Source organism: Edaphobacter acidisoli (genome assembly GCF_014642855.1).
GTDB lineage: Bacteria > Acidobacteriota > Terriglobia > Terriglobales > Acidobacteriaceae > Edaphobacter > Edaphobacter acidisoli.
On sequence record NZ_BMJB01000001.1, the window covers coordinates 3,009,652 to 3,025,877 of the forward strand.

Consider the following 16,226-nt stretch of genomic DNA (forward strand, 5'->3'; position numbering starts at 1 on the left):
CTGAACAGGAATGCTCACGGTGAAGCATCCATTTTGTGAACCTGGAGGACCCAGAGTTGAAAGCGAAAGTAATACTGATCGCGCTTCTACTCGCGCTTTGCACGGGCGCTGTGTTTGCCCAGCAATCCGCCAATGAAGTAGCCGTCTGGAAGCTCGAACACTCCTACTGGGAGTATGTGAAGGCGGCCGATCTTGTTGGCTATCGAACGTTATGGGATGCGAAATTCGTGGGCTGGCCATACATCAGCCCTGCGCCGCAACGAAAGGACCACGTTACAGACTGGCTCAGACAGTACACCGGGAAGGGCGTTCGGCTTGCATCCTATTCACTTGAACCCCTGGGAAGCGTCGCTACTGGCAACATTGTTGTTACGTATTACCGGCTGACCGCCGTCTGGGGGGACCAAGGCGGGAATGGCAAACCCCAAACCAGTCGCATCACGCATACGTGGATCAGAACGCCCGCAGGATGGCAGATTCTGGGAGGTATGTCCGCGCACCAGCCGGAGGACCAAAGATAGCGTGCGCCGCCGCTCCGGCCCTGCCCAGTAGCCTGCAACTGCCTTACACTGTCTTCCCATGCCCTTTGCCGCGCGTCCCGAATTCGACTGGCGTCTCCGCACCCGCAGCTTCCGGCTGGGACGCCGAACGCTCGTCATGGGCATCCTCAACGTCACGCCCGACAGCTTCTCCGACGGCGGCCACTTCTACTCGCCCACCGACGCACCCGACCGCGCCATCACGCACGCGCTCAACATGCTCGACGAAGGCGCAGACATCCTCGACATCGGCGGCGAATCCACGCGCCCCGGAGCCATCCCGCTCACCCCTGAAGAAGAGCAGTCGCGCATCCTGCCCGTCATCGAAGCACTCGCCTCCCAGCGGCCCCAGGCAATCCTCTCCGTCGACACCTTCCACGCCGCCACCGCTCGCCGCGCCATCGAAGCCGGAGCCGATATCGTCAACGATGTCAGCGGCCACCAGTGGGACCCGGCCATGGCCGAGACCTGCGCCGCCACCGGCTGCGGCGTCGTCCTGATGCACACACGCGGACGCCCTCAGGACTGGCGCAACCAGGCCCCGCTCGCCGAAGACGAAGTCGTGCCACTCGTCGTAGACGGCCTGAAGCAGTGTCTCAAGTCCGCGCTCCTCGCCGGCATCGAGCGCGACAAAATCGTGCTCGACCCCGGCTTCGGCTTCGGCAAGCGTCTCGGCGAAAACTACCCGCTGCTCGCGCGCCTCGATGAACTCCGGTCGCTCAACTTGCCCATCCTCGCCGGCGTCTCGCGCAAGAGCTTCCTCGCCAGCGCAGTCGCGCAAAATATCGACGTAGCCCCCGAGAGCCTCACATCCGCGGACCGCCTCAACGCCACAACCGCCGCCAACACCGCAGCCATCCTCGCAGGAGCACACATCCTCCGCGTCCACGACGTGCGCCCCGCCCTCGAAGCCGCAGCCGTCGCCGACCGCATCCTCAGCGCAATCTAAAGGCTCACCCTACCACCGCAAAGTAACCGTCTTCTCCTGATACCCCGCACCCGCGGGAAAACTCACCATCAGCGGAAGCAACCCATCCGCCTTCGCATCCGACAAATCCGCACCATCCGCATGAACGCTCACGCGCGGCCCATTCACCCGCACCTGCATCATCGTCGTCGATCCGCCCTCGCCTTCAAGATCAAGCCGCAACGACCGTCCCTCCCGCGTCTCGGCCAGCACCTTCATCTGCGCCGTCCGCGCGCCCGGCAACGGAAGCCCATGCGGCACACTCACCTCAACCGCAGGCAACGCAAACGTAATCGACGCACCATCCGCCGCCACACGCGCGCCCTTCACATCCGTCGCCAGATGCACCGCCGCACCCGAAACCATCTTCACCCGCACCACCATCTCCGCGCCGCGCCGTTCATACTCAACTGAACACACCGAAGCCCCCACATGCAGCCGCTCTACCTCAGCCGTATTCCAATCCGCAGGCAGATGAGGATCAACCATCACCACACCCTTCAACGCATCCACATCCACCCCAAACAGCCCACGCAACGCAGGCGTAATCACCATCGCCGACGACCACAACTGGTGGCTCGTGCTCCGCCCAAACGGCACAAAGTACGCCCCCGAAAGCAACTCCGTCACCGCACCCAAATCCTGAGTCGTAGTCATATCGGCGTTCTGCATCAGGTGCGCATACCCCGCAAGCGCACGCCCCGTGCGATACTCCGCCACCGAAGCCCACCCGGTAAACAGCGGCCACACCGACCCCTGGTGATAGCTGATCGGGTCATAGAACGGATCGCTCTCCGCCAGGTCGCGCACGCCCCAGTCCGTCGAAAAATCATGCGAGTCCCACCGTCGAAAGCTCGCATCCGCATGAGCCAACCCCGCGCCACCATTCCACCACGCAATCATCGGAAACATCGTCGCCGTCTTGTCCAGCGTACCGTCGGCATTGCGGCTGAAGGCATACGCATCAAGTTGCGGCTCGTAATACTCGCTCTCAATCTTCTTACTCAACGCATCCGCCCGCGCCGCCGCAGCCTTCGCTGTATCCGCATCACCCATCAGCTCCGCAAGCTCGCCCATCGCCGCCGACCCTTGCTGATCCAGCAGCGCCAGATAGATCTCCTGATGCGGCATCCCCGAAGGCCAGCTCTCCACCCAGCCCGTCCCCTGCGAGTTGTCGTAGATGCCGTCACCATCCGTGTCATGCGTCGTCTCAAACCTCCACGCCTTCTCCACCTCCGCGCGATGCTGCCGCAGAAACTCCACATCCCCGCTCGCCCGCACATAATCCAGCATCCCCGTCAAAAACAGCGGAGTCGCATCCGCCGCCGCATACATATACGGCAGCGACTTCCAATCCACAAACGCCGCCGTCTGCGAGTACTCGTGCATAATCTTGCCGTCCGCGCGCTGCCGCTTCATCAAAAACTCAAGCTCATCGCGGCCCAGCGCAAAGTCGCCAAACCCATCCACCGCATACAGCGTGTACAGAGCATCACGCCCAAAGAACCACCCAAACCCAGGCCGCGCCGAATCGCCCGACGAATAATATCCAGCAACCATCGCTGTCTCGCCGCTCGGCTCAACCTTCGCCCGCAGTTGCTCAATCGAAACCTCCGCCCACGCGAAGTCGTCATCGAAGCGCGCATCCGGAGTCTTAATCGCAGTCTGCTCCGAGGCCATGCGCGCATACTCAGCCGCGTGCGCCGCATAAATCTCAGGAAGATCCTCATTCATCCGCACCAGCTTCTCCTGCAAAGCAGCCGTAGTCGCAGTCGCGTTCGTCGAACCCGCCGCCATCAGCAGCGGAAAATACCGCGCCCCATCGCGCTTCGGCTCGTAGTGCAGAACCAACTGCAACGGATAAAACTTCGGCTTCTCCTGATACGGCGCCATAATCCCCGGCTCCGTTCCCGGCATCGCCACCGCACCCGCAAGATCAGGAAAATCCGTGTGCAGCACATAAAACCCGCCCGCCGCCGACTTCACCCACTCACCCGAAGGCACGCCCTGCCCCGGCTGCGGCCACATCGGATGCATCTCCGGCGTGAAGCTGAACGTCAACTCAACCTTGCGCGTCGAATCAATCTGAAACAGCACCACCGCGCCCGCATCGCCACCATCAGGAGCAAACATAATCTGCCGCACCGTAAACGCAATGTGCGAATACGTGATGACTGTGTGCGTAGGAAACACCTGAATCTCCGCCGCATCAGCATTCAGATCAATCGGCACCGGATAACCCTCAACGTTCGCCGAAATCGTAAAGTGGCTCAGCAGCTTCACCGGCAACACCCACGCCTCAAACGTCCCCTCCTGCTGCCCCAGCACCACACCGCGCTCACCCGCCACCGTGAACGGCACACCCGCCTCAACATGATGCCGAATCGCCAACCCACTCTCACCCAGCGCAAACGGAGCAACCGGATGAAACTCCGCCTGCGTCGAAGTCTGCGCCGCCACACCACCCGCACACATCATCAACAGCAAAGCCGCCAGCCTCATGCACCCTCCAGCTCCCAAGCTCACCAGTCTACCCGCAGCACAAAGCAGCCCACACCAAATTGACATAACAACTCAAAGCCACGCCTCACCACCAAACGATAAAATCGTTCGCGGATGCATCACCTCTCGCAAAACGACAAGGGCCAAAGGCCCGCTTCATACCAGCCTGGGGCGCAGCCCCAGGTGTGCACCCAAATAAAGCCCCAGAGGGCTGAAAGCCCGATTCATAGCTTTGTCAGAATCACCCTGGCCGTGTCGGCAATCACCGCAACAATCTTCTGCGCTCAATCGCACGCGCAAACAAAACCCGCCGAACACAAAACCACCATCTCCCAATCCAACCTCGCAGCCGCCAACGAAGCCTTCCGCGCCGGCTCCGACGCCTTCAACCGCAACGACCTCAAGACCGCCCACGAAGAGTTTGCCAAACTCGTCCACCTCGCACCCAACGTAGCCGCCGGCCACGCCGCCTTCGGCACCGTCCTGCTCGCAGAAGGCGACCCGCGCAAAGCCGCCGAAGAGCTGACCATCGCGCACAAACTGAATCCAGCCGACGAAAACTCCACCACCAACCTCGCGCTCGCCTACTCGCAACTCCACGACTACACCCGCGCCATCGAGTACTTCCGCGAAGCCGAGCGAACCCAGCCACTCACACCCGAAGCCGTCCTCGCCTACGCCACCGCGCTCTCCGCAACATCACACACGGCAGAAGCGCAGCAAGTCGTCACCCGCGCGCTCGAAAGCTCACCAGACAACGCGCAGCTCCACGACACACTAGGCGCCCTGCTCGCCCAGCAAAAGCAATACGACCAGGCCAACGCAGAATTCCAACGAGCCATCGCGCTCGACCCATCGCTCGCCTCCGCCCACTACCATCGCGGCTCCCTGCTGCTCGAACAAAACGACGCCACCAACGCCGTAGCCGAGCTCACCGAAGCCAACTCCCTCGTCAAAAACAACACCGACTACGCCATCCAGTTAGGCCTCGCCCAGCGTGCCACCGGCGACAGCGAATCCGCCATCAAAACCCTGCGCACAGCCACCGAGCAGGACCCGAAATCCATCGAAGCCAAATACCAGCTAGCCCTCACGCTGCAATCCAGCGGCGACCCACGCACCGCGCTTCCACTCTTCCAAAAGGTCGAAGCCGTGCGCCCGCACGACGCCTCCGTCCTCACCAACCTCGGCCTCGCGCTCGTGCAGACCGGCAACGCCAAAGGTGCAATCCCGTATTACATGCGGGCCCTTAGCATCACCCCCACCAACACCACCCTGCGCGAAGACCTCGGCGACGCCTACCTCCAGCAAAGCGACATCGACCACGCCATCGAGCAATTCCGCAACGGCCTCAAAACCGACCCCAACAACGCCACGCTCCACTACGACCTAGGCCTCGCCCTCAAGCTCAAGGACACACCCGAGCCAGCCATCGCCGAACTCGCCGCCGCCGAAAAACTCGCGCCCGACCTCCCCGACCCGCCCTACACGCTCGGCGTCCTCTACATGCAGCTAGGCCACTTTAGCGACGCCGTCACGCAGCTCGAAAAAGCCACCACCCTGCGCCCCGACAACGGCGACGCCTGGGCCCTGCTCGGCAACGTCTATCGCCAAAACAATCAATCGGACAAAGCCATCGAAGCACTCCACCGCGCCATCGAGCTAGAGCCCAACCAGCCCAGCCCGCACATCACCCTCGCTTCCATCCTCAGCGAACAAGGCGACCACGCAGGCGCACTTAGCGAGCGCAAGAAGGCCGCCGACCTCAGCCGCATCGCCGTCAACCGCCAGCGCGCCAACTTCGCCCTCGACAGCGGCAGCGCACTTCTCCGCAAAGGCCAGATAGCAGCCGCCATCACACAACTCCAGACCGCCGTCGCCGCCGACCCCACCTACGCCGAAGCCCATCTCACCTTAGCCGACGCGCTAGCCCGCCAGGGCCGCAACACCGAAGCCCGCGCCGAGCGCCAGAAAGCCGAAAAGCTCCTCGAATCCCAACCCAAACCCACGCAAGCAACTTCGGCCACACAACCGCAGGGAGAGCCTCGTTGAACCGGTCCCGCCGCAGCTTCCTCACCTCTCTCTCCGCCACAGCGCTCGTCCTCACCTTCGACGACATCCTCGCCCTCGCCGCGCCGCAGAGCACCATGCAGCGCCCCACCTACAACGCCACGCCGCACGCCGCGCCCAAGCAATTGCCCTCACCCGTCCTCGGCACACCGCTCGGCGTCAGCTTCATCGACGTCGCCCGCCAATCCGGCCTCAACGCCCGAACCATCTACGGCGGCGAGCACCACAACAAATATCTCCTCGAAACCACCGGCTGCGGCGTCGCCTTCTACGACTACGACCACGACGACTGGCTCGACATCTTCCTCGTCAACGGCTTCCGCCTCGAAGGCTTCCCCAAAGGCCACGAGCCCACCTGCCATCTCTTCAAAAACAATCGCGACGGCACCTTCACCGACGTCACCCAGAAGGCAGGCCTCGCCCGCAGCGGCTGGGGCCAGGGCTGCTGCATCGGCGACTACAACAACGACGGCTACGACGACCTCTTCGTCTCCTACTACGGCCAGAACGCGCTCTACCGCAACAACGGCAACGGCACCTTCACCGACGTCACCAAAGAAGCAGGTCTGCTCCAGTCGACCAAGCGATGGAACTCCGGCTGCGCCTTCCTCGACTACGACCGCGACGGCCATCTCGACCTCTTCGTCGCCAACTACATCGACTTCGACATCAAGACCGCGCCCATCCCCTCAGCCGCCGGCTGCGAGTACAAAGGCATCCAGGTAGCCTGTGGCCCGCCGGGCTTACAAGGTGGCAAGAACATCCTCTACCACAACAACGGCGACGGCACCTTTACCGACGTCTCCGCGAAATCCGGCATCCTCGACACCATCGGCACGTATGGTCTTTCAGTAGCCGTCTGCGACTTCGACAACGACGGCTGGCCCGACATCTACGTAGCCAACGACTCCATGCCCGCCACCCTCTACCAGAACCAGCACAACGGCACCTTCAAAGACAACGCCATCGAAGACGGCGTCGCCTACTCGCCCGACGGCAAACCACAAGCCGGCATGGGCGTCTCCGTCGGCGACTACAACCGAGACGGCTTCTTCGACATCGTCAAAACCAACTTCGCCGGCGACACCGACTCCCTCTACCTCAACCTCGGCGACGGCACCTTCGACGACCGCACCTACCAGTCCGGCCTCGGCGTCAACACCCGCTTCCTCGGCTGGGGCTGCGGCTTCTTCGACATGGACAACGACGGCTGGCCCGACATCCTCATCGCCAACGGCCACGTCTACCCCGAAGTCGACGGCACCCAGGTCGACGCCCCCTACGCCGAGCACAAATATCTCTACCGCAACCTCCGCAACGGCCAGTTCGAAGATGTCTCCGCGAAAGGCGGCCCCGGCATCATGGAGCTGGTTCCCGCCCGTGGCTGTGCCTTCGGCGACTACGATAACGACGGCGACATCGACATAGTCGTCAACTGCATCAACCACACGCCGCAACTTCTCCGCTGCGACTCCACCACCGGCCGCAACTGGATCAAGATCCGCACCGTCGGCACAAAATCCAACCGCACCGGCATCGGCGCGCGCATCACCGTCACCACACAAACCTCACCCACAGCAAAACCATTCGCGCAGATCGACGAAGTCCGCAGCGGCGGCAGTTACTACTCACAGAACGACCTGCGTATCCACTTCGGCCTCGACCGCGCCACAAAAGCCGACATAGAAATCACCTGGCCCTCCGGCACAAAAGACAAGCTCCCCAACCTCACCGCCAACCGTCTCTACGTCATCGAAGAAGGCGGCAAAATCCTCAAGACCATGCCCATGGGAAAACCCTAACCATGCCGCGCGCAGACTTCATCAGCCGATACTCTCCCACAAGCCGTCATCCTGAGCGGAGTTGGGCGCGTCTTTTGCGCCCAACGCAGTCGAAGGACCCCGAGGCCGCATCGGCAACCCATGCCGCTCCACCCTTTCAGCCACTTCAGTCTCAGGCCATCAACCTCAACCTACACGCCACAGACCGGGTGCCCCATCTTCGCGACAGCTTTATCGTCGCTAAGGTGGGTTCGTCCCAGCCACCAAAGCTCGGGTGCCCCATCCTTCGCCCCTGGGGTATGCTGTTCTGCCTCATCCTCCTCACCCTCACCATCCAGGCTCAGCAACCCTACCCACCCACCACCGATCACGCCCCACCAGCCTGGTTCATCGACGTAGCCTCCAAAGCCGGCATCCTCGTCCGCAACGTCAACGGCAGCGTCGACGACAAGCGTTACATCATCGAAGCCACCGGCTCCGGCGTCGCCATCTTCGACTACGACCGCGACGGCTGGCCCGACATCTTCCTCGTCAACGGCACCACTCTACCCGGCGACAAGTCCACCCCGAACCCGCCGCCCACCAGCCATCTCTTCCACAACAACCACGACGGCACCTTCACCGACGTCACCGCCAAAGCCGGACTCACCTCGACCGCCTGGGGCCAGGGCGTCTGCGTCGGCGACTACGACAACGACGGCTACGACGACCTCTACATCACCGGCTACGGCAAGAACCGCCTCTACCACAACCAGGGCAACGGCACCTTCAAAGAGGTAGCCGAGCAAGCAGGAGTCGCCGGCACCGGCCACGAGTGGGGCACCGGCTGCGCCTTCATCGACTACGACCGCGACGGCCACCTCGACCTCGCCGTCGCCAACTACGTCCACTTCGACCTCGCCACCACACCAGCGCCCGGCGCAACCTCAGGCTGCATGTGGAAGGGCGTCGCCGTCATGTGCGGTCCGCGCGGCCTCGCCAGCGCGCCCAATATCCTCTACCACAACCTCGGCAACGGTAAATTCGAAGACGTCAGCAAAGCCAGCGGCATCCAGAACACCAACGGCCACTACTGCTTCTCCATCACCACGCTCGACTACAACGACGACGGCTGGCCCGACATCTACGTCGCCTGCGACTCCACCCCGGCCATCCTCTACCGCAACAACCACAACGGCACCTTCACCGACGTAGCCGAAGACTCGGGCGTCGCCTTCAACGAAGACGGCCGCGAGCAAGCTGGCATGGGCTCCACCTCCGCCGACTACGACGGCGACGGCCGCCTCGACCTCTTCAAGACCAACTTCTCCGACGACACCGCCACCCTCTACCGCAACAACGGCGACGGCACCTACACCGACCAGACCTTCCCCGCCGGCCTCGGCATCAACACCGACGACCTCGGCTGGGGAGCCATGTTCGCCGACGTCGACAACGACGGCTGGCCCGACATCCTCGTCGTCAACGGTCACGTCTACCCGGAGGTCGATTCAGCCCATCTCGGCTCCAAATACCGCGAGCCGCGCCTGCTCTACTCGAACCTCGGCAACGGAAAATTCAAAGACCTGAGCAAAACCTCCGGCCCCGCGCTCACCGACCCGCGCTCCAGCCGTGGCCTCGCCACCGGCGACCTCTTCAACGACGGCCGTGTCGATGCCGTCATCAACAACCTCAGCGACTACCCCATGCTGCTCGTCAACATGGCGAAGAACACAAACCACTGGATCGAGTTCAATCTCGTCGGCACCACCTCCAACCGCGACGCCATTGGCGCGCGCGTCACCATGCACACCGCCAAACGCATCTTCGTCAACGAAGTCCGCTCAGGCTCCAGCTACAACTCCTCCAGCGACCTGCGCCTCCACTTCGGCTTAGGCGCCGAGACCGAAATCAAAACCCTCGAAGTCCGCTGGCCCAACGGCGAAACCGAATCCTTCACCCCACCCGCAAAAGTCGACCAAATCCTCACCCTCACCGAAGGCAAAGGCCACCCCGCCCAAACCGCAGCCGCCCCAAAATAGCAGGATTCCCTTTTGCATTACCATTCCGCACCCTGAGCGAAGTCGAACGGGGGGGAATCTGCTGTTTCCTTCCTCACCCACAACAATTCCCTTGATTTAACCTATTTCTTCGCATATATTGAAGATATGGCGAAGCAGAACTATCTCGGCGAGTTCGAGCTCATGGTTCTACTCACCATTGCCCGTCTGGGAGAGGAAGCGTATGGTGTTCCACTGGCTCGGGAACTGACCGCCATGCGTGGCCGCGATGTCGCCGTCGGCAGCGTCTACGCGGCGCTAGAGCGGCTGGAAGACAAGGGCCTCATCTCATCGACTCTCGGCGAAGCAACGCCGGAACGGGGTGGCCGGGCGAAGCGATATTTTCGCATCACAGAGCAGGGCCTTCGCTCCGTTCACGAAACCCGCGAAGTGCTCAATAAGTTGTGGGGATCTCTACCCTTGCCAGGAGAAACCACCTTATGAAGAGATCCGTCGCCATCGCAAGCTGGGTTTTGGAGCACGTCGTCCCCGAGCCGCACGGCCATGCTCTGACAGGCGATCTCTTTGAAGAGCTGAACTCCGGACGCTCTCTGAGATGGTATTGGCGGCAGGTCTTCATCGCAGCCGCTACCGGCATCTTCCTCAAGTCTCGCGCCTTCGCTTTGCCCCTGGCGTTTTCCGCCTGCTGGAGCACGCTCTTTCCACTGTGGCAGCTCTCCATCTGGAAGGCCCATTTTGTTCAATCGGCCTTCCATCAATGGTCGGCGCTCGACTGGCCATACTCGGCGCCAACCAACATCGCTCAGGCGATTCTTCCTGCCTGCACCTTTGTCTGGCTTGGACTGCTCATCTACTGGCCGCTACGCTCTACACGGACACACGCACCATCCGCACCCCGGCTGTTCGGCAGCTTGTCCCTGAGTCTGAACGTCCTGCTGCTGGCAATCGTCCTTTTCAGAGGACCTTTGCGAGAGGTGTTCTCTCACCTGCACCTGCTCACAGCGCAGACGCTTGGTCTCTCGTCCTATTACGCACCGCTGGTTCTTAGTCTGCTCACTGCCATCCTGACTGCGCTTCCGTCCACACGAGGCAGCAACCCAACCATTCCTTTCACCGCGTAACCGAAGCTATCCGCGCACCACAAACAGGCTTGTCTCAAAGCCATGCAGCACTGCGCTCATTTTTCAGCGGGAGCAACAAGAGGATGATGAAAAATCCGTTCCGCTTAAGGGCACGGCTTTAGAGCCTGTCCTGAGCGAAGTCGAAGGATGTGCAAATGCCAGCGATTCAAAGGGGCTTCAGACAGTGCTGAAAAGTCCGCCTTGCTTAAGAGCACGGCTTTAGCCGTGCCGTAATGACACAGAATCATTGGGGCTTTAGCCCCTGAGGTACTGCTTTTCTCTGACCGATCACCCTCAACAAGCCATGATGGCAACGGAACAAATCGCATCGCCGGACTCCATCGACTCCGCTCCACAGTCGGCCACGTCGTTTATCGTGGCGTTCGTCGGAAGCATCTTCCAGACATGCGGCATCGTGTGGATGGCCTGCGACACGCCAACAACCGGAGCGCTTCACCTGCCGCACCTCTTCTCCACAGCCGCGCACTTCCTTCTGGTTGCCGCGGCTGCGCACGTCTTCGCTGTCTGGGTCAACGCGACGATGTTCAGCGGGCTGGTGGATGTTTCCGTCCCGCTCCTCGCCCTCACCATCTGGCCATCCGTCGTATGGTCGCCGCTTCTCATCCTCCTCATCAAGGAGAACTCGGTCTGGACCATACTCATTCCACCCCTCATCTTCGTGTCCGCCACACGCTCCCTCATCCGCTGGACGGCGACCGATGAAGCCACGACTCCCAATCAAAGCCAAATCCCCACGCTCTTTCAAATCGAGCGCACACAATCTTTCCTGCGAAGCATCGGCCCAGCCATCATCGCCGCACTTGCCTTCCAGTCAACCATCGCCGAACTGGCGCTCACCAACTACTTCTCCTCCGGTCTGCAGCTTGCCGCGGGCATATCCATTCTGATCTGGTCGTATCCAGCAAAGCTCCGCCCCATTCGAAGTCGCGCAGTACCCACGTCATTTCGCAGCGTCGTCTCGCGAACGGGTCTCGTTTATCTTCTGCTCGCAATTGCTCTCATCCCATATCTGGCCGTGCCCAGGCTCGCCATAGGCGCCAACGCCTTCATGCACATCAAGCCGAAATCCACTCAGAGCAAAAACGTCAAACAGGTGGCCGCTCATTCCAATTCAGATGATTCCTACCTCGGGATCATCCTTCTCTCTCCGAAGAAGCCTCATCCTCGAGTAATCCCCCAGCCCGCTCCCATCAGGCCCAGCAGCGCACCCAGGCAGTCGGTCACGATCCCATTCGACGGTGCCTACTGGTACTTCAAGCCGCCATACCAGCGCCCCCGGCCAGGTGCAATCATCGCCCACGGCGACCCCACAAAGAAGACCATCCGCTCCACAAACGCGCTCCCCTTGCTGATGGAGGCGCACCAATTCCTGGGCCTTCCCATTCGTACAACCTCCTTCAGCGCAATCCGCCTCTCCATCGAAAACGCCGACCACATACCCGGAGCAATCTTCGTCGAAATCCGCCTGCGCAACATCGGCCCAAAAGGAATCACATCCCAATCACTCGGAGCGCAGGTACTTCCATCCAGCACGCGACGCATCACCTATGCCTCGCTGATCAGTCCTCCAGTCGAAGAACTCCTCACCTTCCACATCCCACGCTCAACGCGCCTTCGGCAATTCAACGAAATAACGGTTGCGATCGAACCCGCCAAAGAACGCTCCCTCGTCGGCACCCGCGTAGCAGTTCAATCCTTCGAACTTCTCCCCTGATCCTGAAAAGGGTGATGAAAACCCCGGCCTTGCTTAAAGGCCACGGCTGATTACTCACGCTGTTGCTTCTGAGATAGGCCCGGACTTTAGTCCGGGCAACAACACGCACAAAAAAGGGGGCTTCAGCCCGTGGGATATGTCTTTTCGCCACAGCCTCATCGCAGAAACACGCTGGTGCCCCATTCATGGCGCAGCTTTATCGCGACACGGGTGGGTCCGCACGCTGTAGTCGTGCTGTCAAGCCCCGGACCCGCTGAAAATCCATTCAACCACCACAAACGAAGCCAGATATTTTTCTGCCCGAAGTGGCGGTTTAGTTTTCCTCGCCACATTAAAATAGAGACAGAACACAAAAAGCCCCGGGATAAACTCCGGGGCTTCCGTGCGTGTAAACCATTTATTTAGAAGACTTTACTTCCAACCCCAGTCAAATGAAGACTTTATCAAATCTCGCGCAGCCTAAACCCTTTCAATCGAAGACTTTAGTACTTCAAGACGGGGGAGGGGGTTCGCCTTCCCACATACCACAGCCCCAGCACCCCAACCCCGATCATCACCGCCGACACCACCGTCCCGGTCACCCACTCCGGCCCCAGATCCCCCAGATGCCCCCGCACCAACACCCACATCACCGGAACCGCCCATACCGCCAGCACCCCCAGGAACACCGCACTCAACACCCGCATCACCGCCAGCGGCCGAGTCGCCCTCCGCAGCAACACCTCCTCCTGCACCCGCCGCCACACCACACCCGCATCCGGCGGCTCAACCGCCCGCACCGCCAGCAAGGCCCGCGTCACCCGCACCGTCTCCCGGCAACCCGCACACTCGGCCACGTGCCCGCTCAACTCCGCACTCAACCCGCCCCCGCGCAACGCCGCCGCAACCTCTCGGTCCCGCTCACACCGTCTCATCCCAACTCCTCTCCAGGCCGCAGCAACCCCGCCGCCCTCCGTCGCGCCCGAAAAAGCAGCAGCCGGACGCTCATCGCCGCCAGCCCCGTCGCCTCCGCAATCTCCGCATGACTCATCCCCTCCACGTACGCCAGCCACAGAAGCTCCCGCTCCCGCGGCTTCAGCGCACCCATCGCCCGCTGCACGTCGATCCCGAGCCCCGCATCCGCCGAAGCCCCAACATCCACCAGCTCCACCCACCGCGAATCCTCGCCCCGCCGCCACCGGTCCCGCAGCAGGTTCCCCGCGATCCGGAAGAGGTACCGCCGTGCCTCCTCACCCTCCAGCGACCGTCTCCCCCGCGCCAGGAACCGGCAGTACGTCTCCTGCAGAAGGTCCTCGGCAACATCCCGCCGCCCGGTCACCCCAGTCAGGTAAGCGAGGATCGGCCGCGCAGTCGCCTCGTAGAGCAGACGAAACTCCCCCTCGCTCATCGCGGAGCCATCCTCCGCCGCCAGGGCCACCGGAAGCGTCTCGCCTCTCTGCATCCTGCCCCTACTCACCATCCCGCTTCAGCAACCCGAACGACCGCGAGAGGAAGAACGTCGCCCCCGCCGCCAGCTCGCATCCAATACCCAGCGCCAGCGCCAGCGAACCAATGAAGATGTGCACCTGCTGCTGCTCAGGGTACGAGGCTATCGACTTCAGCGCCAGGAACGCAATCCCGAACGCAATCAGCATAATCCCCCACCGCACTCCGCTCAAGATGCTCCGGTAGGGCGCAGCCACCTCGACCTGCTCAGCCTGAAAGGACTTGAGAAAGCTCCTGCCCGCCTCCGTCTCCACGTACTGAAGCGCGTTCTGGCCGGAGTCGATCTTCTCCAGCAGCTTCATCTGCAAACTTGTCTGCAGCTTCGCCATCATGTACCGCCGCAGCGAGGTAAAGATCAGCCACGCAACCCAGCCAAACAGGATAAACAGGGTAATCGGTCCAAGGATGTGACCCATAAAACCTCTCCTTCTACAAAGTCGAATCAAACCTTCACCGATACAACGCAGCCAGCCGGGTGGCGGTTAACAGCAGGGCCGCACTTCCCAGATACGGCGCGAGCAATGTGCCGGTTGCATCCCCTGAACGTCTGTCTGCATCCCACAAACGTCTCTACCACTGGAACGTCTAACCTGAGCTATCATCGAGCTATGAAGTTTTTCCCCAACGCGTGTGTCTTCTTCAAAGCTGAGGACGTCCCTGCCACTGAACCGCTTCCGTTTCCCGAAGCTGAACAGGACAGCTCGGATACCACACTGATGAAGACACTTGGCTGGGTCTCGGCAGGACTTGGAGCCGTGGCACTTGGCCTCTTTGTGGGTCGCGAACTTCGTCAACGCTACAAATTTAACCACCGCACGCCCTACGATGCCTACTCCCACGCAGGTGATGAGAAGGATGTGGACTTCGGTCTGGGCACTTAGGCTCTATGTCCCAAGGGGTTGTGTTGTGCCTTATTGATGGTACGAACAGAATCCACAAGCGAGCTATCCGCTTCTATCTCTTCGCGTAACTCCGAATCCTGCCGCTGATTTACCATCAATCTCGATGACCAAACTTGCCTTCCTCTTCCCCGGACAGGGATCGCAGTCTGTCGGCATGGGCCGCGGACTCTACGACAACTTTCTCTCCGCCCGCGCTGTCTTCGACGAGGCTGACGGGGCGCTTGGCTTCGCTCTCTCGAAGCTGATCTTTGAAGGCCCCGAAGAGCAGCTCAAGCTGACCGAGCACACTCAGCCTGCGATTCTCACCGTCTCAGTTGCTGCTATGCGTGTGCTTGCCGAGCGTGGCATTGCCCCCGCGCTCGCTGCTGGACACTCCCTCGGCGAATACTCCGCGCACGTTGCTGCCAGTACGCTCACCTTCGCCGACGCCGTCCGCACTGTGCGCAACCGAGGCCGCTACATGCAACAGGCCGTTCCGCCGGGTGAAGGAGCGATGGCTGCGATCCTCGGGCTCTCCGCCAACCTCATCATCGAGGTCTGCGCACAAGTCTCCGATGAACTTACCCCGCTGCCAACGACTCCTGAGGCCAAGGACTTTAATCCGAAGCTTGCCGTCGTCTCCGCCGCAAACCTGAACTCGCCCGACCAGACGGTGATTTCTGGCGCAGCAGCAGCAGTTCAGCGTGCTGCTGATCTGTGCAAAGAGGCAGGAGCCAAGCGCGCAGTGATGCTGCCGGTCAGCGCACCCTTCCACTGCGCGCTGATGCAGCCCGCGCAGGACGCGCTCGCTGCTGACCTACAAACACTCAACTTCACCGACCCGAAGATTCCGGTCGCTGCCAACGTCAGCGCCGCGCTCATCACCAATGCTGGCGCGGCAAAGCAGGCGCTGGTGCATCAGGTGACAGGCGCAGTCCGCTGGGTAGACTGCATCCAACTGCTCGCGCAGCAGGGCGTAACCCACTTCATCGAAGTCGGCCCCGGAAAAGTACTCAGCGGCCTGAACCGCCAGATTCTCGGCAAGGACGCCGCAATGCCCACCCTGAACGTCGAAGACCCAGCCTCGCTCGAAAAAGCCCTTGCGAGCCTCTAATACTCTGGGCGCGACATATCGCATTTAAGTT

14 protein-coding genes are annotated in these 16,226 nt (G+C 61.5%); 10 read left to right on the forward strand and 4 right to left on the reverse strand.

Annotated elements, in window-relative coordinates:
- The first annotated feature begins 56 nt into the window (after nt 1–56).
- Nucleotides 57–521 carry a nuclear transport factor 2 family protein gene (locus IEX36_RS12280; RefSeq protein ID WP_188759563.1) on the forward strand — a complete coding sequence of 155 codons (465 nt, stop codon included), beginning with the start codon at nt 57–59 and terminating at the stop codon, nt 519–521.
- Between the two features lie 58 nt (nt 522–579).
- A complete protein-coding gene (gene folP, locus IEX36_RS12285) occupies nt 580–1,488 on the forward strand; it encodes a dihydropteroate synthase (RefSeq protein ID WP_229668929.1) in 909 nt (302 codons plus the stop codon).
- 9 nt (nt 1,489–1,497) lie between these two features.
- On the opposite strand, the gene IEX36_RS12290 is transcribed toward folP, so the two are convergent.
- Nucleotides 1,498–4,008 carry an amylo-alpha-1,6-glucosidase gene (locus IEX36_RS12290; protein ID WP_188759564.1) on the reverse strand — a complete coding sequence of 837 codons (2,511 nt, stop codon included), beginning with the start codon at nt 4,006–4,008 and terminating at the stop codon, nt 1,498–1,500.
- Nucleotides 4,009–4,260: 252 nt separating this feature from the next.
- On the opposite strand from IEX36_RS12290, the gene IEX36_RS12295 reads away from it, so the two are divergent.
- The 6 genes from IEX36_RS12295 (at nt 4,261) to IEX36_RS12320 (ending at nt 12,715) form a co-directional block, all read left to right on the forward strand.
- Nucleotides 4,261–6,060 carry a tetratricopeptide repeat protein gene (locus tag IEX36_RS12295; protein ID WP_188759565.1) on the forward strand — a complete coding sequence of 600 codons (1,800 nt, stop codon included), beginning with the start codon at nt 4,261–4,263 and terminating at the stop codon, nt 6,058–6,060.
- Nucleotides 6,057–7,880 carry a CRTAC1 family protein gene (locus tag IEX36_RS12300; protein ID WP_188759566.1) on the forward strand — a complete coding sequence of 608 codons (1,824 nt, stop codon included), beginning with the start codon at nt 6,057–6,059 and terminating at the stop codon, nt 7,878–7,880. Before IEX36_RS12295 ends, IEX36_RS12300 begins: the two co-directional genes overlap by 4 nt.
- Before the next feature lie 2 nt (nt 7,881–7,882).
- Nucleotides 7,883–9,880 carry a CRTAC1 family protein gene (locus IEX36_RS12305; RefSeq protein ID WP_229668930.1) on the forward strand — a complete coding sequence of 666 codons (1,998 nt, stop codon included), beginning with the start codon at nt 7,883–7,885 and terminating at the stop codon, nt 9,878–9,880.
- 126 nt (nt 9,881–10,006) lie between these two features.
- Entirely contained in the window at nt 10,007–10,342 is a 336-nt protein-coding gene (locus tag IEX36_RS12310; protein ID WP_188759567.1) for a PadR family transcriptional regulator, read from the forward strand.
- Nucleotides 10,339–10,980, forward strand: coding sequence for a hypothetical protein (locus tag IEX36_RS12315; RefSeq protein WP_188759568.1), 642 nt, complete (start codon nt 10,339–10,341; stop codon nt 10,978–10,980). The genes IEX36_RS12310 and IEX36_RS12315 overlap by 4 nt, the downstream gene beginning before the upstream one ends.
- Nucleotides 10,981–11,287: 307 nt before the next feature.
- Nucleotides 11,288–12,715 (forward strand): hypothetical protein, encoded by a 1,428-nt coding sequence (locus IEX36_RS12320; RefSeq protein WP_188759569.1) that lies wholly within the window; start codon nt 11,288–11,290, stop codon nt 12,713–12,715.
- Between the two features lie 482 nt (nt 12,716–13,197).
- Here IEX36_RS12320 and IEX36_RS12325 read toward each other — a convergent pair whose 3' ends face one another.
- The 3 genes from IEX36_RS12325 to IEX36_RS12335 are packed head-to-tail and all read right to left on the reverse strand — an operon-like array spanning nt 13,198 to nt 14,616.
- On the reverse strand, nt 13,198–13,629 hold the full coding sequence (locus IEX36_RS12325; protein WP_188759570.1) for a hypothetical protein: 432 nt from the start codon (nt 13,627–13,629) through the stop codon (nt 13,198–13,200).
- Nucleotides 13,626–14,156 (reverse strand): RNA polymerase sigma factor, encoded by a 531-nt coding sequence (locus IEX36_RS12330; RefSeq protein WP_188759571.1) that lies wholly within the window; start codon nt 14,154–14,156, stop codon nt 13,626–13,628. The genes IEX36_RS12325 and IEX36_RS12330 overlap by 4 nt, the downstream gene beginning before the upstream one ends.
- 7 nt (nt 14,157–14,163) lie before the next feature.
- Nucleotides 14,164–14,616 (reverse strand): hypothetical protein, encoded by a 453-nt coding sequence (locus tag IEX36_RS12335; protein ID WP_188759572.1) that lies wholly within the window; start codon nt 14,614–14,616, stop codon nt 14,164–14,166.
- A gap of 192 nt (nt 14,617–14,808) precedes the next feature.
- Between IEX36_RS12335 and IEX36_RS12340 the strand changes: the two genes are divergently transcribed.
- Together IEX36_RS12340 and fabD are read left to right on the forward strand one after the other, a co-directional pair.
- Nucleotides 14,809–15,081: a hypothetical protein gene (locus tag IEX36_RS12340; protein ID WP_229668931.1), complete on the forward strand. Its 273-nt coding sequence runs from the start codon at nt 14,809–14,811 to the stop codon at nt 15,079–15,081.
- Nucleotides 15,082–15,205: 124 nt separating this feature from the next.
- Nucleotides 15,206–16,195: an ACP S-malonyltransferase gene (gene fabD, locus IEX36_RS12345; protein ID WP_188759573.1), complete on the forward strand. Its 990-nt coding sequence runs from the start codon at nt 15,206–15,208 to the stop codon at nt 16,193–16,195.
- The last annotated feature ends 31 nt before the right edge of the window (nt 16,196–16,226 follow it).